At 66.3% G+C, this 22,446-nt stretch carries 20 protein-coding genes; 14 read left to right on the top strand and 6 right to left on the bottom strand.

What is annotated here, in order from left to right; all coding sequences use genetic code 11:
* Nucleotides 1-22: 22 nt before the first annotated feature.
* The 4 genes from OTERR_RS08660 to OTERR_RS08645 form a co-directional block, all read right to left on the bottom strand.
* Nucleotides 23-1,123, bottom strand: a complete 1,101-nt coding sequence (locus tag OTERR_RS08660; RefSeq protein WP_223115909.1) for an exonuclease domain-containing protein — start codon at nt 1,121-1,123, stop codon at nt 23-25.
* 231 nt (nt 1,124-1,354) lie between these two features.
* Complete coding sequence (locus OTERR_RS08655) at nt 1,355-2,620, bottom strand: uracil-xanthine permease family protein (RefSeq protein WP_149425489.1); 1,266 nt, start codon at nt 2,618-2,620, stop codon at nt 1,355-1,357.
* 599 nt (nt 2,621-3,219) lie between these two features.
* Complete coding sequence (gene ypfH, locus OTERR_RS08650) at nt 3,220-3,960, bottom strand: esterase (protein WP_149425488.1); 741 nt, start codon at nt 3,958-3,960, stop codon at nt 3,220-3,222.
* Between the two features lie 201 nt (nt 3,961-4,161).
* Complete coding sequence (locus OTERR_RS08645; RefSeq protein WP_054620836.1) at nt 4,162-4,989, bottom strand: DODA-type extradiol aromatic ring-opening family dioxygenase; 828 nt, start codon at nt 4,987-4,989, stop codon at nt 4,162-4,164.
* Between the two features lie 165 nt (nt 4,990-5,154).
* Between OTERR_RS08645 and OTERR_RS08640 the strand changes: the two genes are divergently transcribed.
* From OTERR_RS08640 to def, 12 genes are all read left to right on the top strand, one after another.
* Entirely contained in the window at nt 5,155-6,051 is an 897-nt protein-coding gene (locus OTERR_RS08640; protein WP_223115908.1) for a LysR family transcriptional regulator, read from the top strand.
* A gap of 143 nt (nt 6,052-6,194) precedes the next feature.
* Entirely contained in the window at nt 6,195-7,148 is a 954-nt protein-coding gene (locus OTERR_RS08635; RefSeq protein ID WP_246154481.1) for a tRNA dihydrouridine synthase, read from the top strand.
* A gap of 172 nt (nt 7,149-7,320) precedes the next feature.
* The gene (locus OTERR_RS08630) at nt 7,321-8,247 is read left to right on the top strand and encodes a transporter (protein ID WP_149425486.1); all 927 of its coding nucleotides are present in this window, start codon (nt 7,321-7,323) and stop codon (nt 8,245-8,247) included.
* A gap of 146 nt (nt 8,248-8,393) precedes the next feature.
* The gene (locus OTERR_RS08625) at nt 8,394-8,936 is read left to right on the top strand and encodes a hydrolase (RefSeq protein ID WP_149425485.1); all 543 of its coding nucleotides are present in this window, start codon (nt 8,394-8,396) and stop codon (nt 8,934-8,936) included.
* 269 nt (nt 8,937-9,205) lie between these two features.
* Complete coding sequence (gene smc, locus OTERR_RS08620; RefSeq protein ID WP_149425484.1) at nt 9,206-12,748, top strand: chromosome segregation protein SMC; 3,543 nt, start codon at nt 9,206-9,208, stop codon at nt 12,746-12,748.
* A 25-nt stretch (nt 12,749-12,773) separates the two neighbouring features.
* Nucleotides 12,774-14,309, top strand: coding sequence for a cell division protein ZipA C-terminal FtsZ-binding domain-containing protein (locus tag OTERR_RS08615; RefSeq protein ID WP_149425483.1), 1,536 nt, complete (start codon nt 12,774-12,776; stop codon nt 14,307-14,309).
* A gap of 27 nt (nt 14,310-14,336) precedes the next feature.
* Nucleotides 14,337-16,721 (top strand): NAD-dependent DNA ligase LigA, encoded by a 2,385-nt coding sequence (ligA, locus tag OTERR_RS08610; RefSeq protein ID WP_149425482.1) that lies wholly within the window; start codon nt 14,337-14,339, stop codon nt 16,719-16,721.
* Nucleotides 16,718-17,587: a UTP--glucose-1-phosphate uridylyltransferase GalU gene (gene galU, locus OTERR_RS08605; protein ID WP_054620844.1), complete on the top strand. Its 870-nt coding sequence runs from the start codon at nt 16,718-16,720 to the stop codon at nt 17,585-17,587. The genes ligA and galU overlap by 4 nt, the downstream gene beginning before the upstream one ends.
* A 3-nt stretch (nt 17,588-17,590) precedes the next feature.
* Nucleotides 17,591-18,145, top strand: coding sequence for a hypoxanthine-guanine phosphoribosyltransferase (locus tag OTERR_RS08600; protein ID WP_054620845.1), 555 nt, complete (start codon nt 17,591-17,593; stop codon nt 18,143-18,145).
* 5 nt (nt 18,146-18,150) lie between these two features.
* Nucleotides 18,151-18,870, top strand: coding sequence for a class I SAM-dependent methyltransferase (locus OTERR_RS08595; protein ID WP_149425481.1), 720 nt, complete (start codon nt 18,151-18,153; stop codon nt 18,868-18,870).
* A 19-nt stretch (nt 18,871-18,889) separates the two neighbouring features.
* Nucleotides 18,890-19,639, top strand: a complete 750-nt coding sequence (locus tag OTERR_RS08590) for an S-methyl-5'-thioinosine phosphorylase (RefSeq protein WP_149425480.1) — start codon at nt 18,890-18,892, stop codon at nt 19,637-19,639.
* Between the two features lie 10 nt (nt 19,640-19,649).
* On the top strand, nt 19,650-20,186 hold the full coding sequence (def, locus tag OTERR_RS08585) for a peptide deformylase (protein WP_149425479.1): 537 nt from the start codon (nt 19,650-19,652) through the stop codon (nt 20,184-20,186).
* A gap of 3 nt (nt 20,187-20,189) precedes the next feature.
* Here the strand turns inward: def and OTERR_RS08580 are convergent, their stop codons facing one another.
* Nucleotides 20,190-20,921 (bottom strand): SAM-dependent methyltransferase, encoded by a 732-nt coding sequence (locus OTERR_RS08580; RefSeq protein WP_149425478.1) that lies wholly within the window; start codon nt 20,919-20,921, stop codon nt 20,190-20,192.
* A gap of 7 nt (nt 20,922-20,928) precedes the next feature.
* The gene (locus OTERR_RS08575) at nt 20,929-21,537 is read right to left on the bottom strand and encodes a Maf family nucleotide pyrophosphatase (RefSeq protein ID WP_246154079.1); all 609 of its coding nucleotides are present in this window, start codon (nt 21,535-21,537) and stop codon (nt 20,929-20,931) included.
* 146 nt (nt 21,538-21,683) lie between these two features.
* Here OTERR_RS08575 and OTERR_RS08570 point away from each other — a divergent pair, with 146 nt between their 5' ends.
* Both OTERR_RS08570 and rpmF read left to right on the top strand, forming a co-directional pair.
* Entirely contained in the window at nt 21,684-22,175 is a 492-nt protein-coding gene (locus OTERR_RS08570) for a YceD family protein (protein WP_149425476.1), read from the top strand.
* Between the two features lie 67 nt (nt 22,176-22,242).
* Entirely contained in the window at nt 22,243-22,422 is a 180-nt protein-coding gene (gene rpmF / locus OTERR_RS08565) for a 50S ribosomal protein L32 (protein ID WP_054620852.1), read from the top strand.
* Nucleotides 22,423-22,446 lie beyond the last annotated feature (24 nt).

The following is a 22,446-nucleotide window of genomic DNA, read 5'->3' as shown; positions in this document are numbered from 1 at the left end:
AGGATGCGGTAAGGGTACGGGCTTAGTCCCTACGCCCCTGCTCCACCCGGCCCGCCCGGTCCAGGCGCAGCACGCGGATGCGCGGCTTGGCCAGGTGTTTGACCAGCACGGTGTAGGTATGGCCGTCGAAGGGCGGCCGCTCGGCGGCCAGCAAGGGCGGCACCGCCGCCTCGCCGTCGGCGCTGCCCAGGTAGCGCCAGTCGTCCACCAGATGCAGGCCGCGTCCTTCGCGGATGGCGATCGGCCCGCCGTAGGGCCAGGGGGCCAGTTGCTCCCGGCTCAGGGCGACCTTTGGCTGGCGGTTGTGGCGAGGGCGCAGGCGCCGCACCAGGCTCGCCTCGGTGAGCTGGGAACCCAGTTCGCCGCCGGTCTCGATCCACTCGATGCGCCGCACCTGCTCGGCCAGGCTCGCTTCCCGGGGGGACGGCCGGGCCTTGCCGAAGTGGGACAGCACACGCCGGCGCAGGCCGCTGCTCTTGCCTACGTACAAGGGCTGCTCGTCCTCGCCGTAGAAGAGATAGACCCCGGGGCCTTCGGGGATTTCGTCGGCCAGGCTCGGGTCCAGCTGCGGTGGCAGCTTGGGCCGGGCGGTGAGGGCCGTCACCTCGGCGTCGACCTTCGCCTCGCTCAGTTCGGCCCGGGCCTTCTGCCAGAAGTGCCAGATCACCCGGGCGTCGTCCAGGGCGCGGTGGCGGGACGCCACGGTCAGGCCGTGGCGGGCGATCAGGGCGTCCAGCCCGTGGCGCGGTTCTTCCGGGTAGAGGCGGCGCGACAGGCGCACGGTGCACAGCACCGTCGCCTTGAGGTCGATGCCCAGGCGCTTGAATTCGCTCTTGAGAAAGCCGTGGTCGAAGCGGGCGTTGTGGGCGATGAACAGCCGGCCGGCAAGCCGTTGCTGCACCGCGTCGGCCACCTCGGCGAAGGTCGGCGCCCCGGCCACCATGGCGTCGTCGATGCCGGTGAGCTGGCGGATGAACGGGGGAATGGGGCGTTCCGGATTGACCAGGGTGCTCCACTCCTGAATCCCGCTGGCGTCCACGGTGACGATGCCGATTTCGGTGATGCGATCCACCGCGGCGGTGCCGCCAGTGGTTTCCAGGTCGATGAAGGCGAGGGGTTGCACGGTTCGGGGAAAAGCGTTGGCTGGGGCCGGCAGGGTAGCGCGAGTGGCGCCGGTGCCGTAAAAAACATTAACTGTATATAAAAACAGTATGTGGTGTTTGGCCCGATTCGGCAAGGGGAAAAACGGCGAAGGAGGCGGCGGCTGGCCCGTAAACGAACACGGCGCCGGATTTCCGGCGCCGTGTCGGCGTGGGCCCTAAGGCACGGATTGTCGGTCCGGCCTGGGGAGGGCTCAGACCAGATTGTCCACCGCCGCCGTGTCCGGTTCCCCGGCCGTCCGGGGCGCGGCGGGCAGGATCAAGTTGAGCAGCACCGCCAGCACGCCGCACAGGCTGATACCCTGGAGGCTGAAATTACCGATGGAAACCCCCAGGCCGCCGATGCCGGTGACCAGGGTGACCGAGATGATGCACAGGTTGCGCGGGTTCATCAGGTCCACCTTGGCGTCCATCAGGGTCTTGAGGCCGATGCCGGCGATGGAGCCGAACAGCAGCACCATGATGCCGCCCATCACCGGCATGGGGATGGTCTGGAGCAGGGCGCCGAACTTGCCGACGAAGGCCATGATGATGGCGAAGCCGGCGGCCCAGGTCATCACCACCGGGTTGAAGTTGCGGGTCAGCATCACCGCCCCGGTCACCTCGCCGTAGGTGGTCACCGGCGGGCCGCCGAACAGGCCCACCACGTTCACCGCCAGGCCGTCGCCGAGCAGGGTGCGGTGCAGGCCCGGTTCCGCGGTGAAGTCCTTGCCCACCACCGAGCCGATGGCGAGCACGCCGCCGACGTGCTCGACGATGGGGGCGATGGCCACCGGGATCATGAACAGGATCGCCGCCAGGTTGAATTGCGGCGTGCCGAACTGGGGCACCGCCAGCCAGGCGGCGTCGCTCACCTTGGCGAAATCGACGATACCCGCCGCCAGGGAGGCGCCGTAGCCCACCGCCACGCCCACCAGGATCGGCACCAGCTTGAGCAGCCCTCGGGCGCGGATGGCGGTGAGCATGGTGGCCGCCAGGGAAATGGCGGCAATGGCGATGGCCGTGCCGTAGGGCACCACCTGCTGGCCGCCGGCCTTGCCGCTGGCCATGTCCACCGCCACCTGGGCGAGGCCCAGGCCGATCACCATCACCACCGGGCCGATCACCACCGGCGGCAGCAGGCGGTGGATCAGGCCCACGCCGCGCCACTTCACCAGGGCGGCGGCCACGTAGTAGAAGAACGAGGCACAGGCCAGGGCCCCCAGGGTGGCGGGCATGCCCCAGGTTTGCACCGAATAGATCACCGGGGCGATGAAGGCGAAGGACGAGCCCAGGTAGATGGGCACCCGGCGCTTGGTGCACACCTGGAAGATCAGGGTGCCGACCCCGGCGCCGAGCAGTGCCAGGCTGGGGTTGAGGCCGGTGAGCAGGGGCACCAGCACGGTGGCGCCGAAGGCAACGAAGAGGATCTGGGCGCCGGACAGTGCCGTGCGCCAGGTGGGGTCCCGGTGAGTGGTCATGAGCGTATTTATCCGTTGGGGCAGGCCAGGTCGGCCCGCAGGGCCGTCACTAGGCCAAAAGCATGCCGCGCGGCAGCATACGGCCTGGGCCGAAGGACGTCCACGGTGGCCCCGGGATTTCGTTACCGTCCATGGCTGCGGCCCGCTCGGCTTTCCCACAGATTCTGTGGGGCGCTCTGTGGATAAGGCGAAAAAATCCAGTTATGTCAGTCATATGACGCACTGCCGCAAGAAGAGGCAAGGAGACACCCGGCCGCGCGCTTTCCGGCGTGTTTTTACTGCCATTTTGGACGGGCGGTGGTGACGCTGGCGCCATGGCGTCGAACCCCTGGGCTGAGGAGGGAAAAGCGTACGCAGCGCGGCAGGGCAGGGGGCCGCCTGGCGGACTCCTGAGGAGGCACCGGGTGAAACCCCGCGCCAGTATTGGCTTTCCAGCCAATGTGCCTGAAACCCCGCGCCAGTCGCGGCGTTCGGCGATGCCCCTATGAAGATCGGCCAGGGGCGCGGAGTTTCAGGGTGAGGCTTGCCGGCATCCCCAAAAAGAAGGAGGGCAGGGCGCGGCTGGACCGCGCGCCTGCCCTCCGGTTGTGCGCTGGGTGTTAGTGCGGCTGCTGGTCTTCGGCGGCCGCCACTTCGCGCATGGCCTGTTCCCACACTTTGCGCGGGACGAAGGTTTGCAGCCGCTCCACGGCCTTGTCGAGCAGGGCCGCGGGGATCTCGTGGCCGATCTTCGGCAGCACGTCGGCGGTGACGTCGGCGCCCAGGGCCACCAGGTGCTCGGCGGCGGTGACGCTGTGGTGGGCCGGCACCACCTGGTCGGCCATGCCGTGGAAGAGGTGGATCACGGTGTCGTTGGGGGCCGCGGCGGGCAGGGTGCCGTAGCGGCCGGCAAAGGCCAACACCCGCCCGGCCAGCTCATGGCCGAGGCTGTCGTGGGCGGCCTGGGCTGCTTCCAGGGCCAGGATGGCGCCTTGGGAAAAGCCCACCAGGCAGACCCGCTGGGACGACAGGCCGAATTCGGCGCGGGTGGCTTCGATGGCGGCAATCAGGCGCGGCACCACGGCGGCGATGCGCGCGGGGCGGTTTTCTTCGCTGATGCCGAGCAGGGAGAACCACTGGCGGCCGAAGGGCGCCTGGTCGAAGGGCTCGAAGCCCTCGGCGAGCAGGTGGGCGGCCTGGGGGTAGCGCTGGCCGATGGCTTCGGCCAGGGGCTCCAGGTCGTCGCCCCGGGCACCCACGCCGTGCAGGTAGATGAAGAGCAGATCGGGCTGGCCGCTGGCGGGCAGCAACCGGGTGCCGGCCAGCTGGGGCGCGGTGGCGGAGGAGGTGGGGGCGTTCATGTCGGTCCTTTCTGGCGTGGCCGGCCGCTGGGCGACCGGCCGCGCAATGTAGCGTAATTGCCGCGTTGGCGGCGTGGTGCGGGCGGCGCACTGTCCGCCGGGCCACTGCCGTTTTCCTGTTGGAGCGCGGCGGGCAGCAATAAATCCTTGGCCGGGGCGTGGGGCGGCATGTTCAGGGGCTAGCCGTCCCCCAGCCGGAGGTCAGTGGAAGGCGTAGGCGTCCATGGCCAGGATGCCGTGGGTGATGCTGTGGTGCAGCCGTTCCGCCCGGGGCGGGGCGCCATTATCGCCGTAAGCGGCGCCGTAGGCGGCAAACAGCGGAATGAAATGCTCCGGCGTCGGGTGGGCGCGGCGGCCGTAGGGGGTGGCGGCGCGCCAGTCGAGCAACGCCGCTTCGTCCCCGGCGGCCAGGGTGGCGGCCAGCCACTCGGCAAACCCGTCCACGTAAGCGCCTTCCGGCGTACCCGCCAGGTGGCGGCCCAGGTCGCGCAGGTTGTGGGTGGTGCTGCCCGAGGCCAGCACCAGCACTCCCTCCCGGCGCAGACTGGCCAGGGCCCGGCCCAAGGCCAGGTGCTGGCGTTCGTCCAGGGTGGCGGACAGGGACACCGGCACCACCGGAATGTCGGCGGCCGGATACATCAGGGTCAGGGGCACCCAGGCGCCGTGGTCCAGGCCAGGGGCGTCGGCCACGGCGTGGTTGATGCCAGCGGCACCGAGCAGGCCGGCCACATGCTGGGCCAGGTCCGGCGAGCCAGGGGCGTTGTAGCGGCGCCGGTACAGCTCGTCGGGAAAGCCCCAGAAGTCGTGGATGGTTTCCAGGCGCTCGGCGCTGCCCACCACCGTCAGCCGCGCCATGTCGTGGGCTGAGATAGCGACCACGGCCCGGGGGCGCCCGTAGGTGCGGTCGAGCTGCGGGCCCAGGCCGGCGAGGAAATCCCGGGCCGGCACGTCTTCGAGCAGCAGGCTGGGGGCGCCATGGGAGACGAACAGGGAGGGCAGGGGGGCGGAGGCGTGGCTCGGGGTGGTCATGATCAACTCCTAACGGGGGGCTGGGCGGCCACGACAGGTGGGCCGGGCAAGAGAATCTCCCCCAACAGGCCCTTATTGTTTCAGTTGCCAATAATCGGATAAAGCTGTGTTTTCTAGATTTTTTATTTCTAAAATAGAAACAAACAACCCACCCAAAGGCTGACCATGGATACCCTGAACTGCATGAGCGTGTTTGCCAAGGTCGTGGAACTGGGCAGCTTTGCCGCCGCCGCCGAGCGCCTGGGCGTGGCCCGCTCGGTGGTATCGAAGCAGGTGGTGGCCCTGGAAGAGCGCCTCGGCGTGCGCCTGATCAACCGCACCACCCGCACCCTGCACCTGACCGAGGCCGGTGCCGCCTACCTGGAGCGCTGCAACGCCATCCTGGCCGAGGTGGAAAGCCTGGAGTCGTCCCTGGGCGCCCTGGCCGAATCGCCCCGGGGGCTGCTGCGGGTGAGCGCCCCGGTGTCCTTCGCCATCTCCCACCTGGGGCCGGTGCTGGCCGGCTACCGCCGCCAGTTTCCCGAGGTAGGGGTGGAGCTGGCGGTAAACGACCGTCAGGTGGATATCGTCGAGGAGGGCTACGACCTGGCCCTGCGCATCGCTCGCAAGCTCGAATCGTCCCTGGTCGGCCGCCGCCTGGCCACGGCGCGCATGGTGCTGTGCGCCGCGCCGGACTACCTGGCCCGGCGTGGCACACCGCAACGCCTGGAGGATCTGGCCGGCCACGACTGCATCGGCTACACCTACTGGGGCAGCGGCGACGACTGGCAACTGGACGATGCCGCCGGCCGCGCCGTGACGGTGCGGGTCAAGCCCACCCTGCGCGTCAATAATGGCGACGTGATCCGGGCTGCGGCCCTGGAGGGGGAGGGAGTGATCTTCCAACCCTCGTTCCTGGTCGGCGACGACCTGCGCGCCGGCCGGCTGGTGGAGCTGCTGCCCGGCTACCAGCCCCTGGAGATCGGCATCTATGCCGTCTATCCGCACCGCAAGTACCTGTCGGCCAAGGTGCGCACCTTCGTCGACTATCTGGTGGAGCGCTTCGCCCAGGTGCGCTTTTAGGCCCGGCGCAACGGCCCTCTGCCGGCCGCAGTTCCATGCCGACCGCCAGCCAGTACAATGCGCCCCTTCGGTTTATGGATAGAGCGGAGCGGTACGTGGCGGAAGTGCATCACCCGGGAGCGGGCAAGCTCCTGCTGGCCCCCATGGAGGGCCTCGCCGACTACGTGCTGCGCGACGTGCTGACCGGCATCGGCGGCTACGACGGGGCGGTCTCGGAATTCGTCCGGGTGTCCGGCTCGCTCCTGCCGACCCGCACCTACGAGCGCATGTGCCCGGAGGTGGCCAACGGCTGCCACACCCCGGCCGGCACCCCCATGGTCATCCAGCTGCTCGGCAGCGACCCGGACTGGCTGGGCGCGAACGCGGCCAAGGCCAGCGCCCTGTCGCCCCACGGACTGGATCTCAACTTCGGCTGCCCGGCCAAGACGGTGAACCGCCACGGCGGCGGCGCGATGCTGCTGGCCGATCCGGAGCTGCTCAACCGCATCGTCCGCGCCGTGCGCACCGCGGTGCCGGAGGAGATTCCGGTAACGGCCAAGATGCGCCTGGGGATTTCGGACACGTCCCGGGCCATCGACTGCGCCCAGGCCCTCAGCGACGGCGGGGCCGCCGCCCTGGTGGTCCATGCCCGCACCAAGGATGACGGCTACCGGCCGCCGGCCCATTGGGAGTGGATCGCCCGCATCGCCGATGCGGTACCCGTGCCCGTCACCGCCAACGGCGAGGTATGGACCGTGGCCGACTGGCGGCGCTGCCGGGCGGTCAGCGGTTGCGCCGACGTGATGATCGGGCGCGGCGCCGTAGCCGACCCCTACCTGGCCCAGCGCATCAAGGGGCAGATGGACGAAACCCCGTCGTCCCGGGAATGGCAGGCCCTGCTGCCGCACCTCGTCGCCTACTGGCACAAGGTGCATACCCGGGTCCTGGCCTGCCACGCGCCGGGGCGCCTGAAGCTGATCCTGAGCTACTTCCGCCGTACCTGGCCCGAGGCCGAGGCACTGTACGCCGCCATCCGCCCGATGGGTTCCCCGGACGAGATTTCCCAATTACTTCACGGATTGCTCGCCGAGGCGTCCGGAGATAAGCCAAAGTCATGACAGAATCGCGGCCCACGCCTATCGTCGTGCTTGGCCGCATCCCTCGAAGGGACGAGCACCAGGGCTGAGCGGACGGGGCACGATCAAAAACTGGGGAGGCGCAGCAGTCGGCCGATGACGGTGCCGTGGGCAGCCGGCTAGCACTCCCCGTAGCCACGCTCGGAGACTAGGAATGCCATCGCGGAATCGTTTGTCGTCGCGGCCGATGCGGCCACCGCGCAAGGCGCTGTGCTGCGGCGCGGGGGCGCTGGCCTTGGGGGCCGCCTCCCTGGCCCAGGGGGCCCTGAACGACATCTTTCCCACCGACTACGTGCCCCTGGGAGCAGGGACCACGGTTCTGACCGCCTATCTCTACGACCGCCAGTCCAAGGGCCCCTACGTGGCCGGCGAAAAGACCCAGCCCTGGACCTCGAACGCCTCGATCGGCGTTTTACGTGGCAGCTATTTCGGCGACGTGCTCGGCGTGCGCACGGCCGGAACGGCCACCATGACCTACGCCGACCAACGCCTTGAGGGCAGCGGCATCCCCAAGAGCATCAACAAGGAAACCGGTGGCTGGTACGACGCCCGTTTCGGCCTGACGGCCTGGCCGATCAACGACCCGGTGCAGCGCCACTACCTGGCGATCAACGCCACGGTGATGCTGCCGACCGGGGACTATCAGCGCCAACGGCTGCAGAACATCGGCGAGAACCGCCACCGGGAAGCCCTGTCCCTGGCCTGGATCCGCGGCCTGGGCAACAACTGGACGGTGGAGGCCATCGGCGAACTGACCTGGTTCGGCGACAACACCGCCTATTTTCCCGGCGCGCGCAAGCGCGAGCAGGCGCGCAGCGAGGCGTTGACCACCTATCTGCGCTACCGCTGGAGCAACGGCCTGCAGGCCTTTTCCGGCTACCAGTGGAACAGCGGTGGCGAGACCCGGATCAATGGCGTTGCGCAAAATGATCCGGCCCGTAGCCAGCGGGCCTACCTGGGCCTGATCTATCCGGTGGGCCAGGGCCATGTCCTCAACTTGCGTCTGGCCAAGGACATCCAGGTCGAAAACGGGTTTGCCATCGAGCGTGAAGTGGCCCTGCGCTGGCTGAGCTATTTCTGAGCCTGCGCCGGGTCTCGAGCGCAGCCTGGTGCGTCTCGCCTTGCGCTGAGGCGCGGGCAATGCCGGATGGGCTATGCTTGGCGGACGGGATGGGTCGGGCTTCGGCCTGGACGTCCCGCCAAAAACCATAAAATCCGGAGACTTTCATGCTCATTCGCGCCCCTCAATCCGTGTTGCTGGTGGTGGACATCCAGGAGCGACTCGCGCCCGCCATCCACGACAGCGACGCCGTCGTTGCCAATACCGCCTGGCTGCTCCAGGTCGCCGCCAAGGTGGGCGTGCCCATCATCGCCACCGAGCAGTACCCGAGCGGCCTGGGCCACACCGTACCGGCCCTGCGCGGCCTGATTCCGGCTAGCGGCATTGCCGAAAAGAGCCACTTTTCCGCCGTGGCCGAGGGCAACCTGTTCGATCTGCCCGGCGGCGAGCGCCGCCAGTTCATCGTCAGCGGCACCGAAACCCACGTTTGCGTCTTGCAGACCGCCATGGACCTGCTCGCCGAAGGCCGCCAGGTATTCGTGGTGGCCGAGGCGGTGGGATCGCGCAAACCCTCGGACAAGGAGCTCGCCCTGGAGCGCCTGCGCAGCGCGGGTGCCCGGATCGTCTCCCGGGAGATGGTGGCCTTCGAATGGCTGCACCGGGCCGGCACCGATCTGTTCCGTTCCGTCAGCCGCGATTTCATCCGCTAACGCTGTCCGGAGGGGCGCCCGGGCTGGGGCTTTCGGGCTGGCCGGGGGGCAATGGTATTATGGCGGCTCTTTGTGGCTCCCCAGGCCCCTGGCGCTTTTCTCCTCGTTTTGCCCCGTTCCATGAAAATGGAATGGTAGCCGCGCGAAAATGAAGCCAGGCCGGGAGCCCCGGGTTTTTCGGCCGGCCCGGTAGATGCCGGCCTGACCCCCGCCGGCCCCCGCCTTGTACCGGGGGCCGGGTGTTTCCTGCACCCCGACCACCGGATTTCATGCGTCTCACCAAGCTCAAAGTCGCCGGCTTCAAATCGTTCTGCGATCCCACCACCATCGAACTGCCCGGGCAACTCGTCGGCGTGGTGGGGCCCAATGGCTGCGGCAAGTCCAACGTGATGGACGCGGTGCGCTGGGTGCTGGGCGAGACCCGTGCCTCCGAATTGCGCGGCGAGTCGATGCAGGACGTGATCTTCAACGGATCCTCCAACCGCAAGCCGGTCTCCCGGGCCTCGGTGGAACTGGTCTTCGACAATTCCCTGGGCCGCGCCGCCGGCCAGTGGACCCAGTACGCCGAACTGGCGGTGAAACGGGTGCTGACCCGCAACGGCCAGTCCGACTACTTCATCAACAACCTCAAGGTCCGCCGCAAGGACATCACCGACCTGTTCCTCGGCACCGGCCTGGGGCCTAGGGCCTACGCCATCATCGGCCAGGGCATGATCTCGCGCATCATCGAGGCCAAGCCCGAGGAAATGCGGGTGTTCCTCGAAGAAGCCGCCGGCGTCACCAAGTACAAGGAACGGCGCAAGGAAACCGAGGGGCGCATCGAGGACACCCGGGAAAACCTGACCCGGGTGGATGACATCCGCCAGGAACTGGGCGGGCAGATGGAAAAGCTCGAATCCCAGGCCGAGGTGGCGCGCCGCTACCACGACATCAATGCGGAACTGACCACCAAGCAGCAGCTGCTCTGGTTCATTCGCCGCAACGAGGCGCGTAGCGAGCAGCAGCGCCTGGCGGTGGATGTGGAGCGGGCGGCGGTGGATCTGGAATCCCAGACCGCCACCCTGCGGGAGCTGGAAACCCGCCTGGAAACCGCCCGGGAGGCCCATTACGGCGCTAGTGACGGGGTGCATCAGGCCCAGAGCGGGCTGTACACCGCCAACGCCGAGGTGACCCGGCTGGAAGCCGAGATCCGCCACCAGGGCCAGTCCCGCCAACAGCTCGAAGCCCGGCTGGCCCAGTTGAGCGGCGAATTCGCCCACTGGAAGGCCCAGGCGGAAAAGTACGAAGAGGATGGCCTGCGCTGGCAGGAGCTCTCCGACCTGGCCGACATGCGTGTCGAGCAGGCGGCCATGAAGCTGGAAATGCAGCAGGAGCGCCTGCCCCAGGCCGAGGAGCTGCAAGGCATCGCCCAGGAAGAGGTTAACCGGGAGCGGGGCCGCATCGCCCAGGTCGAGCAGAAGATTCAGGTCGAACAAGCCCACCGGGGCAACGCCCAGCGTGCCCTGCAAGGCTTGGTGCAGCGCCGCGAGCGCCTGGCCCAGGAGCGGGATAGCCTGGCCGATCCGGATACGGTTGAGCTCGACGACAAGCAGGAAGAACTGGCCATGCTGCGCGAGGAACTGGCGATGCGCCAGGACACCGTGGCCGATCTGCAGCAGCGCCTGCCCGAGCTCGAAGTCGAGCGCCGCCATGTCCAGGCCGAGGTCCAGAACACTCTGCGTGACGTGGCCGCCGTCCAAGCCCGGCTCGGTGCTCTGGAAACCCTGCAGAAGCGTGTCCAAGGCAATAGCAAGCTGATCGAGTGGCTGCGCCGTCACGGCCTGGAAGGCCGTACCCCGCTGTGGAAGCGGCTGCATGTCGAGGCTGGTTGGGAAGAGGCCGTCGAGGCGGTGTTGCGCGAGCGCCTCAACGCCCTGACCCTGTCCCTGGAAGCGGGGGAGGGCGGCCGCCTGCCAGCCTGGACCGCTGACGGGGCTCCCGGGGGCAAGCTCACCCTGCTCATCCCCGATGCCCAGCTGGGTAACGTGCCGGCCGACAGTCTGGCCGCCAAGGTGCGCTGCGAGGATGGCGCCTTGGCCCCCATCGTTACCGACTGGCTGGCCGGCATCGCCACCGCCGACACCCTGGAAGCGGCCCTGCAACGCCGTGCCCAATTGCCCCCGGGCGCTACCGTGGTGGTGCCTCAGGGCCACCTGATCACCCGGGGCAGCGTCACCCTGTTTGCACCGGATAACGCCGAGCACGGCCTGCTTGAACGCCAGCGCGAGATCGAGGAACTGACCATCGCCCTGGAGGTGAAGCAGGGCGAGGTGGATGTCGCCCAGGCCCGCCTGGCCGAGGTCGAGGCCCGCCTGGCCCAGGCTCAGAGCGAGCTGGCCAACGCCCGCCGCGAAGCCCAGGAACTGCAATCCCGGGAACACGCCCTGCAAGTGGAAACCCTCAAGCTCGCCCAGGCCGTGGAACGGGCGCGGGAGCGGGCCCAGCAGATCGAGGATCAACTGGCCGAGTTCGCCCTGGAAGAAGAGGAAGAGCGGGCCCGGGAGATGGCGTCCGAAGAAGCCATGGCCGCCGCCCGGGAAGAACTGGGCGAACTGCACATGCGCCTGATGGGCGCCCGGGGCCGCCTGGAAGAAGCCGAACGGCGCCTGCGTGACGAGCGCGAGGCGGTCACCCAGGTGGAGCGGGAACTGCGTGAAGCCCAGTTCTCCCAGCGTGAGTGTTCCAGCAAGTTGCAAGAAATCGCTTCCGGCAAGCAGGTGGCGGCCCGCCAGGTGACGCGCCTGGCCGAGGAAGAAACCACTTGCCGCACCCAGCTCGACGAGACCCGTATCGAGGACCTCGAGCCGGAACTGCAGATGGCGCTGGAAAATCGCATGGAGGCCGAGCAGCGTTTGTCGGACGCCCGCCAGCACCTGGAAGAGGCCACCTCCAGCCTGCGCGAGATGGAAGAGTCGCGGCTGCGCATCGAGCAGAGCCTGAACCCGCTGCGCGAGCGTATCGGCGAACTGAAGCTGAAGGAACAGGCTGCCGGATTGAACGCCGAACAGCTTACCGAACAGTTGATCGAAGCCCAGGCCGACGAAGTTGCCATCGCCGAGTACCACGCCAAGCTGGTGACCGAGGGTGGCATGGTCAAGGTGGCCAGCCTGCAGTCGTCCATCGGCCACCTGCAAAAAGCCATGCTCGACCTGGGGGCGGTGAACCTGGCCGCCCTGGAAGAACTGGAGGCCGCCCGGGAGCGTAAGGGGTTCCTCGATGCCCAGGCCGAAGACCTGGTGCTGGCCATGGAAACCCTGGAAAACGCCATCCGCCGCATCGACAAGGAAACCCGGGAACTACTGCAGAACACCTTCGATACAGTGAACCGCCGTTTCGGCGAGCTTTTCCCGACCCTGTTCGGTGGTGGCCGGGCCGAGCTGCTGATGACCGGCGAGGAAATCCTCGATGCCGGTGTCCAGGTGATCGCCCAGCCGCCAGGCAAGAAAAATTCCACAATTCATCTACTTTCGGGCGGCGAAAAGGCCCTGACGGCAATTGCGCTGGTATTCTCCTTCTTTCAGCTCAACCCGGCGCCGTTCTGTCTCCTCGACGAGGTGGATGCGCCGCTGGACGACACCAACACCGAGCGTTTCGCCCAGATGGTGAAGCGCATGTCGACCCAAACCCAGTTCCTGTTCATCAGCCACAACAAGATTGCCATGGAAATTGCCGAGCAGTTGGTGGGGGTAACGATGCAGGAATCCGGGGTGTCGCGAATCGTTGAAGTGGATATGGAAGAAGCCCTCAAGATGCGGGAGCAGGTGACGGCCTGACCGCCCTGACGATGGCAGCGATTTCATGAACGAACTGCAACTGGCTCTGATCGGACTTGGCGCCGCCGCCGTGGGTGGCGTGGTCGCCTACAACAAATGGCAGGAACGCCGTCACCGCCAGGTGGCCGAGGCCCTGCTCACGCCGCACCGGGGTGACGCCCTGCTCGACGAGGTGGCCGACGAAGGCGAAACCTACGCATCGCCTCCTATGGCGGAGCCGGCGCTGGCTGTGGATCTGCCGTCGTTCGCCGCCGATCCCCTGCCGGCCACCGGGCCGATTTCCCGCGGCGTTTTCGAGCGGGCCGAACCACCTTTCGTCGAACCTGGGCTGACCCCGGAGGCTGCACCCGCCATGGCCTTTGCGTCCGCCGGCTCGGAGCGCGGGGAAGCGCGCGCCGCAACGGCACCGATGGCAGGAACACCGCGCCAGGAGCCGAGTTTGGGGGGCTTGCCGCCCATCGACGACATCCCCCCCTTCATGCCCGCCGAACCGGTGATGGCTCCCGCCCAGGCCGCGACGGCGCCCCGCGCCACCGTGCCGCAGACACCTCCATCGGCCTATGTTCTGCCCCCGGTGGTTTCCCAGGCCCCCATTGCCGCGCCGCTGCTGCGTCCGGACCCGCCCCGGGGTGCCATCGCCCTCGATGACCAGCCCGAAGCGCCCCTGGCCCCCCCGCCGGTCAACGAGCCGGCCCGGGCCGCCGTGCCGACCAGCTCCTTCTCGGCCGTGTTGTTGCCGCCAGAATTGCTGTCGGCCGAAACCGACTACTTGGTGGCCCTGGAAACACTGGAGCCCCTGCCGGCGTACCAGTGGGTCGACGCTCAGCGCGAAGTCCTGGGCCGTCTCTCCAAGGCGGTGATCTGGGTCGGCTTCGATGAACGGGAAGGGGTGTGGACTCCTCTGGAGGCCGACGATCCGCGTCCCATGCGACGTATCCGGGTCGGCCTGCAACTGGCGGACCGGCGCGGCCCCCTGGCCGAACACGAACTGGCGGCCTTCCATAGCGCCATGCGCCAGGTCGCCGATCAGTTCATGGCGGTGGCCGACTTGCCCCTGCAGCGCGGCTTTCTCGAAACCGCCCGCGAACTGGACGGCTTCTGTGCCCAGGTGGATATCCAGATCGGTCTTAACGTTGTGGCCGACCAGCAGCTGTTCCCCGGCACGAAGATCCGTGCCCTGGCTGAATCGGCAGGCATGAGCCTGGAAGCTTCCGGTGCCTTTGTCCGGCGCGACGACCTGGGACGGGCGGTCTATGCCCTGATCGGACACGATCCCGGTGGTTTTGCCGCCGACACGATGAAGACCCTGCAGAGCCGGGCCCTCACGTTTCTGCTCGACGTGCCGCGCATCGCCCATGGCGACCGGGTATTCCTGCAGGTGGTGGAACTTGCCCGGCGCTTTGCCGATTCCCTGCACGGCCGGGTCGTGGACGATAACGGCCAGCCCTTTACCGATGCCATGATCGAGCCGATTCGCCGGCAGATCGTTCAATATCAGACCGCCATGGCCGCCCGGGGCATCCCGGCGGGTGGTCCGGTTGCCCTGCGCTTGTTTGCCTGACCCCCTGCCGTTGCGTTTTTCCGCTGCATGACTCTTTCTCCCGAGATCCTCGACCGGGCGCATTTCCTTTGCCGGGAAATCGAGCGTCACAACCACGCCTATTACGTCCTCGATGCTCCGACCATTCCGGACGCGGATTACGACACCCTGTTTCGGGAACTTGTGGCGCTGGAAGAGACCTATCCGGCGCTGAAAACTCCGGATTCGCCCACCCTTCGGGTCGGCGGTCGCCCCCTCGAACAATTTGCCCAGGTGCGCCACGCCGTGCCCATGCTGTCGATCCAGACCGAGACCGACATCGAGGATAGCGGCGCTTACAATTTCGATACCCGGGTGCGCAAGGAGTTGGGGCTGGACGAAGGCGATCCGGCTGTGGAATACGCTGCGGAGCTTAAATTCGATGGCCTGGCGGTGACTCTGCGCTATGAGCACGGGGTCTTCGTCCAGGGTGCCACCCGGGGCGATGGCGCGGTAGGGGAGGATGTCACCCAGAACCTGCGCACGGTGCGCCAGATACCCCTGCGCCTGCTTGGCGATGCCCCGCCGTTGCTTGAGGTGCGCGGCGAGGTGTACATGTGCCGCGACGACTTGGCGCGCTACAACGAGGCCGCTGCTGCCCGGGGGGACAAGACCCTGGTCAACCCGCGCAACGGTGCTGCCGGGAGCATCCGCCAACTCGACCCGGCTATCGCCGCCAGCCGGCCGCTATGCTTTTTCGCCTACGGCATCGGCGCCGTGGAAGGTTGGCTTCTGCCGCCCACCCACAGCGGCCTGCTCGACGCTTTGGCTGCTTACGGCATGCCGGTGTGCGAGCACCGCGCCGTGGTCCGCGGCGCTGCCGAACTAGCGGCCTTCCACCGTCGCATGGGGACGGTCCGCGATACCCTGCCCTTCGACATCGACGGAGTGGTGTACAAGGTCAATAGCCTCGCTCTTCAGTCCGAACTGGGCTTCCGCTCCCGGGAACCGCGTTGGGCCGTGGCCCACAAGTACCCGGCCCAGGAGGCTTCCACGGTGGTGGAGGCGATCGATTTCCAGGTCGGACGTACCGGTGCCATTACTCCAGTCGCGCGCTTGAAGCCGGTATTCGTCGGCGGGGTAACGGTGACCAACGCCACGCTGCACAACGAGGATGAGGTACGGCGCAAGGATGTGTGGGTCGGCGATACGGTGATCGTGCGCCGGGCCGGCGACGTCATCCCCGAGGTGGTGAGCGTGGTCAAGGAACGCCGCCCGGCGGATGCACTGCCCTTCGAGATGCTGCGCCATTGCCCGGTATGCGGCTCCCACGTGGTCCGCGAGGAGGGCGAGGCAATAGCTCGCTGTTCCGGCGGTTTTGCCTGCCGTGCCCAGCGCATCCAGGCCATTCTGCATTTCGCCGGACGGCGCATGATGGACATCGAAGGCCTGGGTGAGCGCTATGTCGAAAACCTTGTGGCCCTGGATTACGTCCACGGTGTGGCCGACCTGTACCGGCTAACCCTGGATGATCTGCTGGAGATGAAGCGCCGCGCCGACGAGCGCGACGGCTCCACCCCGGAAACGGTGAAGAAGGGCGTGGTCGCCACCCGTTGGGCAGAAAAGCTGCTCGAAGGTATTGCCGCCAGCCGGGCCCCGTCCCTGGCCCGCCTGCTCTTCGCCCTGGGCATCCGCCATGTTGGTGAGTCCACCGCAAAGACCCTGGCTGATTGGCTCGGACGCTTCGATTGGATTCGCCAGGCCCCCGCGCCGCTGCTCGCCGTGTTACCCGATATCGGCGCCACCGTAGCGGCTTCCATTGCCGATTTCTTTTCCGAAGCCAAGAACGGCGCGGCCATCGATGCCCTGTTCGCCGCTCAAGTTACTGTGGCGGATGAGCACGCCCCGCATCCCGGCTTGGCCGAAAAGCTGGCCTGGGCCAATCTCTACGAAGCTCTTGGCGTGGCCAAACTGACCAGGACGCGGGCCCAGCAATTGGCAGAGGCTGTGACGGACGGCGAGACATTGCTTCGTCTCGATACGCTTGATCTGATTGCGCTGCCCCTACCGCCGGATGTGAGCGAGGCGCTGGGCGGCTGGCTGGCCAACGCGGAAAATCGTGCCATGCTGGAAAGCTTGTCCCGCTTGCGGCGTGAGCTGCTGTCCGCGCTCCCCGAGATGCCGGCAGACAATGCGGCCAACGCGCGAGTGGCCGGCAAGACCTTCGTGCTCACCGGCACGCTACCTACCCTGTCGCGGGATGCGGCGAAGGCCTTGATCGAGGCTCAGGGGGGCAAGGTGGCCGGTTCCGTATCGAAAAAAACCCATTACGTGGTGGCTGGTGCCGAAGCCGGCTCCAAGCTTGCCAAGGCCAAGGAGTTGGGCGTGCCCATTCTGGACGAAGCCGGCTTACAGGATTTGTTGAATGTGTTAAATCAGGGAGAAATTAAGTGAAAAAAGTCCGCAAAGCAGTATTTCCGGTGGCCGGTCTGGGCACCCGGTTCTTGCCCGCCACCAAGGCCAGCCCCAAGGAGATGCTGACGGTGGTGGACAAGCCCCTGATCCAATATGCGGTGGAAGAGGCGGTGGCCGCCGGCATCACCGAGATGATCTTCGTCACCGGGCGCAGCAAGCGGGCCATCGAGGACCACTTCGACAAGGCCTTCGAACTGGAGGTCGAGCTGGAGCGCAAGAACAAGCTCGAACTGCTGGAACTGGTGCGCAACATCCTGCCCAAGGGCGTCAATTGCATCTACACCCGCCAGTCCGAAGCTCTTGGCCTTGGCCATGCCGTGCTGTGTGCCAAGTCGGTGGTGGGAGACGAGCCCTTTGCCGTGATTCTGGCCGACGATCTGCTCGATAACGGCAAGCCCGTAATGCAGCAGATGTCCGAAGCCTTCGACTACTACAACTGTTCTTTGCTCGGCGTTCAGGATGTGCCCCGGGCCGACACCAAGAGCTACGGCATCGTCGATGCCCAACCGGTAGCCGAGCGCCTCGAGCGCATCGCCGGGATCGTCGAGAAACCCAAGCCCGAAGAAGCCCCGTCCACCCTGGCGGTGGTGGGGCGCTACATCCTCACGCCACGCATCTTTCACCATCTGGAGCGGGTTAAGCCCGGTTCCGGCGGGGAAATCCAGTTGACCGACGGCATTGCTGCGCTGCTTGAAGAAGAGCAGGTTCTGGCCTACCGCTACGAGGGGGTGCGTTACGACTGCGGCTCCAAGCTGGGGTATCTGCAGGCTACTGTGGCCCTGGGACGGCGCCACCCTGAAGTCGGAGCAGCGTTTGATACCTATCTCGGGGGCCTGAAGGGATAACGCATGAGCATCATCGACTATCAGGACGCCCAGGCCGTCCTGGCCGAGGCCGAGGTGATCCACAGCGCGGCCGAGGTTAACGAAGCGGTTGCCCGGGTTGCCGCGTGCATTACTGCCGACCTGGGCGAGAAATGCCCCCTGGTGTTGTGTGTCATGACCGGTGGCGTGGTCTTTGCCGGCCAGCTCATGACCCAGTTGAAATTCCCCCTGCAGTTCGACTACCTCCATGTCACCCGCTATGGCCAGGACACTGCTGGTGGAGCCCTGTCATGGAAAGCCGCGCCGTGGACCAGCGTCAAGGATCGGATCGTGCTGGTGGTGGACGATATCCTCGACGAAGGCATCACCCTGGCCGTGATTCGCGACCGGTTGCTCCAATTGGGGGCTGCCGAAGTGAAAACAGCGGTGTTCGCCGACAAGGCCAATGGCCTGAACAAGCCGATTGCCGCCGACTACGTGGCGGTTTCCGTGCCGAACCGCTTCGTCTTTGGCTACGGGATGGATGTGCGGGGCGCCTGGCGCAACCTCCCCGCTGTCTACGCGGTGAAAGGGCTGTGAGCGCCGTGACCGACACCTTTCCTGCGCGCTGGGCGGACGAAGCGGCCTGGTATACCCGCCATGGCGACTATGGCTGGCTGACCGAGGCCTTGGCAGCCCTGCTGCCAAACGATCTGCGCATCGTCGAAGTAGGCTGCGGGGTAGGGGAGAGCACCGTGGTTCTGGCTCGCGCAGGTTTTTCAGTGCTGGTCATCGAGCCGCTCGCTGCTTGTCGTATCGAAGCTGCCCGACGCCTGGCTGAGGCCGGGCCGGAGTGCGTGGCCCGGATCACATTTGTAGATGCCGACGTGACGGCTTTGCCCGAAGCGGCCCGTGCCCAGCTCTTGGATTTCGATCCCCGGGCCGTCGTGTGTTGGCTGGCGGGCGCTCCCGACGAAGTGACCGCTCTGCCGGGCGGACGTCCTGGCGAAGGGGTTGCCCGTCATCGTGAGGCCATGCAGCGGGGCTGTGCCGAACTGGCCGCCAGCCTGCCTGGCGTGCTTTTTCTGCAAATAGCGGATCGTACCGTCATGCCTTGGGCTGCAAAGGATATCGGCCGCGACCTAACCTTGCGGGTCCAACAGCAGCTCGTATTGAAGGATTTGCCCTTCAGCCTGTCCAAAGCAGACACCCTTTTCCGCAAGCTGACGCCGACACCTCACGAGGCCGCCACCCTGGGTAAGTTGTCCGGGCCAATGCGCGGGGCGATCCCGCTACTTGGCATGGCACTGGCGCGTCGCATCTAAAGAATTCTGGAGTAACTGAATGCTCGCCATCATTGGCGGTTCCGGGCTGTCCCAGCTCGCCAACCTGATCATCACTCACCGGGAGGTAGTGCGTACGCCCTATGGCGAACCTTCCTGCCCCCTGACCTTTGGTAACGTCTGCGGAACCCCGGTGGTTTTTCTCGCCCGTCATGGCCACGGTCATACCCTGGCCCCTCACGAAGTCAATTATCGCGCCAACATCTGGGCCTTGAAGCACAAGGGCGCCTTGGCCGTCATCGCCGTGGCTTCGGTCGGTTCGATCCGCGCCGATCTGATGCCCGGGGACCTGGTGGTTCCCCATCAGATCATCGACTATTCCTGGGGGCGCCGTTCTACCTTCTTCGAAGGTGAGGGTTGCCCGGTCCGTCACATCGATTTCACCGATCCCTATGATGAGGAGCTGCGCCAACGCATCATCGGTGCCGCCGAAGTCGCCGGGATACCTCTCAAAGCCGGAGCGGTCTATGCCTGTACTCAGGGGCCGCGCCTGGAGACGGCCGCGGAAATCAACCGCATCGAGCGCGATGGCGGTGATGTGGTCGGCATGACCGGTATGCCTGAAGCCTTGCTGGCCCGGGAGCAGGAGCTGCCTTATGCAGCGATCAACGTGGTGGCCAACTATGCGGCCGGGCGGGCCGACTCTGCCCACGGCATCAGCTTCGATGCCATTCTCGGCGAATTGGGGGCCCCCATGGCCCGGGTACGCACCCTGCTGGAAACCGTTGCCGGCTGCGGCGTGTTTGCCTGAGGAGTGGAAGATGGTGCGTGACATCCTGCGCATGGGCGATCCTCGCCTGTACCAGCGCGCCAGGGAAGTCGACGCGTTTGGCACGGCGGCGCTGGATGCCCTGATCGCCGATATGCTCGACACCATGCAGGCCGCCCAGGGGGTTGGCCTGGCTGCGCCGCAGATTGGCGTGCCATTGCGGGTGGTGATCTTCGGTTTCGAACGCAACCCCCGCTATCCCGATGCCGAAGCCGTTCCGTTTACCGTTCTCATCAACCCGCGGCTGATGCCTCTGGGTGAAGCCATGGAAGAGGGCTTTGAGGGCTGCCTTTCGGTCCCCGGTCTGCGTGGCAGCGTGCCGCGCTACACCCGGCTGCGGTACACCGGCTTCACCCCCCGGGGCGAGGTCATCGATCGGGAAGTGTCGGGCTTTCACGCCCGGGTGGTGCAACACGAGTGCGACCACCTGGACGGAATCCTGTTTCCCATGCGGGTCCGGGACTTTTCCCGCTTTGGTTTTACCGACGTTCTGTTTCCCGACGGCCTGGACGTGGGAATGGATGACTGACTCTTACGACGCCTGAAGCACGAACACGGTCGGCCGCCGCTCCAGTTCCGGCGGCCTTTCCTTTTTCCAGGCACCGATGGTGCGGGTTTTCAGCCATTCATCGGGCTGGGTCAGGTTGCGTGCGATACAGACCCGGGTCGTCGGCTGGCAGGTGGCGAGCAGGGCATCGAAGAGTGCAGCGTTGCGATAAGGAGTCTCGATGAACACCTGGGCACGGCCCGCCTTCCGGGAATCGCTTTCCAGATCGCGCAGAGCGCGGGTGCGTTCTTCGCCCTTGGCCGGCAGGTAGCCGTGGAAGGCAAAGCGCTGGCCGGACAGTCCGGAGCCCATCACCGCCAGCAGGATGGAAGATGGGCCGACCAGCGGAACGACCCGCACCCCCGCCCGATGGGCGGCCTCGACCAGCAGGGCGCCAGGATCGGCCACGGCCGGACAACCCGCTTCCGACATCAGGCCTACGTCTTCGCCGGCCAGCAAGGGGGCAAGTAGTTCTGCAATCTGGGTTGGCGGCGTGTGCTCGTTGAGTTCGTCCATGGCCAGTTCGCGAATTGCCCGTTCCGGTGCCATAGCTTTGATCATTGCCCGTGCCGTTTTGGCGTTTTCGACGACGAAGCGATCGAGGGTACGGGTGATCGCCAGAGCCCGGGCAGGAAGGCAGGCCTCGGCTGCACTGGAATCGGGGGCGCCGAGGGGAACCGGGATCAGGTAAAGGGTGCCGAGGGTAGGAGTGGGCATGGCGCGGTCAGCCAAACAGGGCGACGCCCTCGTGACGTAGCATGTCGCACAGGGCAATCAGGGGCAGGCCGATCAGGGCGTTGGGGTCGCTTCCTTCCATGCGTTCGAGGAGGGCAATACCCAGTCCCTCGGACTTGGCGCTGCCAGCACAGTTGTAGGGCTGTTCGCGACGCAGATAGGCCTCGATCTCGCCGTCCGACAATGCACGGAAGGTGACCAGGGTCGGAATCCCTTGAATCTGCGCCCGGCCGTCGCGCCCATTGACCAGAGCCAGCCCTGTAAAGAAGTTTACCGTGCGGCCGCGCATGGTCTGCAACTGGCGGACGGCACGCTCATGGGTGCCGGGCTTGCCATAGATCGCACCATCGAGGACGGCCACTTGATCGCTGCCGATCACCAGCGCATCCGGGTGCAGGGCAGCTACGGCCCGGGCCTTGGCTTCGGCCAGGCGAAGCGCCAAGGCCTCCGGGGCTTCGCCGGGCAGTGGCGTTTCATCGACATTGGGAGAAACCGTTTCGAAAGGGAGCTGCAGACGGCTCAGCAATTCGCGGCGATAGGGGGACGTGGAAGCAAGAATCAGGCGCGCAGGATGCGCAGGAGTAGGAGGTGTAGGCACGGTGAAACGCAGGGAACGAAGCGGAAGGTGGGAAAGGGCAGGGTAATGACCAAGCTCGGCAATACGGGCAGGGTCAAGGCCGGACGGAGTCTTGGGCTGCCGTCTTTTTTGACATGCGAAGCCGAAAATCATATCATCCGCGCCTTATGTCGCAACAGATCGTGATCGACAGCAAGGATTTTGCCCGTGAGGGGCGAGTTTTGGAGGGGTCTCTGGACCTAACCGACTTCCCTCGTGTGGCGGACCAGTTGCTCGCCCGTGAAGGTCAGCTCGTCTATCGGCTCGAAGGCAGCGTTGATGCACAGCGAAAGCCGTTGCTACGGCTCCTGGTTTCGGGGGTTCTGCCTCTGGAGTGTCAGCGGTGCCTGGAGCGGGTTGATCATGAGCTCGAAGTAGATAGTTTGCTTGAGCTCATCAACGACGAAGCCGATCTGGCCGAGGATGACCTGGAGGATGACTCCCGGGATTTCATCGTTGCCGACAAGTCGTTAGACGTTGTGGCACTGATCGAGGACGAGGTAATTCTCGCCCTGCCGGCAGTGCCGCAGCATGAGGATTGCTCCTTGCCGGAAGGCGGGCAGGGGAAAGCAAAGGTTTCGCCCTTCAGCGTGCTCGCTGCCCTGAAGAAAACGCCGTAAACCATTGCGGTAACGCAAGGTGCGGTTAGGGTTGAAAGCGAAGCCCGATTTATTTTAGGAGTTTGAAATGGCCGTTCAGCAGAACAAGAAGTCCCCCTCCAAGCGTGGCATGGTCCGCGCCCACGATTTCCTCACCGCCCCTGCCCTGGCCGTGGAGCCCACCACTGGTGAAACCCACCTGCGCCACCACATTTCTCCGTCCGGTTTCTACCGCGGCAAGAAGGTCGTCAAGGGCAAGGGCGAGTAATATCTGCCGGAAGAGGCAGGCGGA

This window comes from Oryzomicrobium terrae, from assembly GCF_008274805.1.
In the GTDB taxonomy this organism is placed as follows: domain Bacteria; phylum Pseudomonadota; class Gammaproteobacteria; order Burkholderiales; family Rhodocyclaceae; genus Oryzomicrobium; species Oryzomicrobium terrae.
Note: the sequence above shows the minus strand (reverse complement) of the source record. Positions and strands in the feature narration are given on the sequence as shown.

Bases quoted from the DNA above. Each gene is read 5' to 3' on its own strand.
- OTERR_RS08655 (WP_149425489.1), bottom strand. From the start codon at position 2,620: ATGACCACTCACCGGGACCCCACCTGGCGCACGGCACTGTCCGGCGCC.
- ypfH (WP_149425488.1), bottom strand. From the start codon at position 3,960: ATGAACGCCCCCACCTCCTCCGCCACCGCGCCCCAGCTGGCCGGCACC.
- OTERR_RS08645 (WP_054620836.1), bottom strand. From the start codon at position 4,989: ATGACCACCCCGAGCCACGCCTCCGCCCCCCTGCCCTCCCTGTTCGTC.
- OTERR_RS08640 (WP_223115908.1), top strand. From the start codon at position 5,155: ATGGATACCCTGAACTGCATGAGCGTGTTTGCCAAGGTCGTGGAACTG.
- OTERR_RS08635 (WP_246154481.1), top strand. From the start codon at position 6,195: ATGGAGGGCCTCGCCGACTACGTGCTGCGCGACGTGCTGACCGGCATC.
- OTERR_RS08630 (WP_149425486.1), top strand. From the start codon at position 7,321: ATGCCATCGCGGAATCGTTTGTCGTCGCGGCCGATGCGGCCACCGCGC.
- OTERR_RS08625 (WP_149425485.1), top strand. From the start codon at position 8,394: ATGCTCATTCGCGCCCCTCAATCCGTGTTGCTGGTGGTGGACATCCAG.
- smc (WP_149425484.1), top strand. From the start codon at position 9,206: ATGCGTCTCACCAAGCTCAAAGTCGCCGGCTTCAAATCGTTCTGCGAT.
- OTERR_RS08615 (WP_149425483.1), top strand. From the start codon at position 12,774: ATGAACGAACTGCAACTGGCTCTGATCGGACTTGGCGCCGCCGCCGTG.
- ligA (WP_149425482.1), top strand. From the start codon at position 14,337: ATGACTCTTTCTCCCGAGATCCTCGACCGGGCGCATTTCCTTTGCCGG.
- OTERR_RS08600 (WP_054620845.1), top strand. From the start codon at position 17,591: ATGAGCATCATCGACTATCAGGACGCCCAGGCCGTCCTGGCCGAGGCC.
- OTERR_RS08590 (WP_149425480.1), top strand. From the start codon at position 18,890: ATGCTCGCCATCATTGGCGGTTCCGGGCTGTCCCAGCTCGCCAACCTG.
- def (WP_149425479.1), top strand. From the start codon at position 19,650: ATGGTGCGTGACATCCTGCGCATGGGCGATCCTCGCCTGTACCAGCGC.
- OTERR_RS08580 (WP_149425478.1), bottom strand. From the start codon at position 20,921: ATGCCCACTCCTACCCTCGGCACCCTTTACCTGATCCCGGTTCCCCTC.
- OTERR_RS08570 (WP_149425476.1), top strand. From the start codon at position 21,684: ATGTCGCAACAGATCGTGATCGACAGCAAGGATTTTGCCCGTGAGGGG.
- rpmF (WP_054620852.1), top strand. From the start codon at position 22,243: ATGGCCGTTCAGCAGAACAAGAAGTCCCCCTCCAAGCGTGGCATGGTC.